Annotated in this window: 1 pseudogene; it reads left to right on the forward strand. The window is 55.5% G+C overall.

Going from position 1 to position 434, the window contains the following annotated elements:
• Positions 1 to 434 (forward strand): annotated as a pseudogene (locus EN780_RS37870) (hypothetical protein); the annotation flags it as partial.

Genomic DNA, 434 nt, shown 5'->3' on the forward strand with positions numbered 1-434 from the left:
GGCTATAACATTGAGTCCAGAAAAGTCTTCGCCAATCTCACTCACCGCTGGGACAACGGTTGGGCGTTTCGCTTCAACGGCACGCATGGCGAGCAAACCTTTAACGACACATTGCTGTATGTGATGGGCAATCCAGACGCCAGCACGGGCGAGGGCGCGAGCGGATGGGGGAGTAAAGATCGGGGTAAACGGACCCTGGATTCGTTCGATTCTTACGTCAGCGGTCCTTTTGATCTGTTGGGCCGACAGCATCAGCTGATGGCGGGCGCAAGTTACAGCCGCCAGCACAACGCCACGTTCAGTAAAGATGGCCCGATGGACAGCGACCAGATCGGTATCTTTAACAACCATTGGGATGGCAGCGTGGCCGAGCCGACGTGGGGCGACTGGTACCAGAACGCGGATGATATTGTTCGTCAAAAATCAGCCTATAC

Origin of the sequence: Mesorhizobium sp. M4B.F.Ca.ET.089.01.1.1 (assembly GCF_004022605.1) — a bacterium.
GTDB classification, from domain to species: Bacteria; Pseudomonadota; Alphaproteobacteria; order Rhizobiales; family Rhizobiaceae; genus Mesorhizobium; species Mesorhizobium abyssinicae.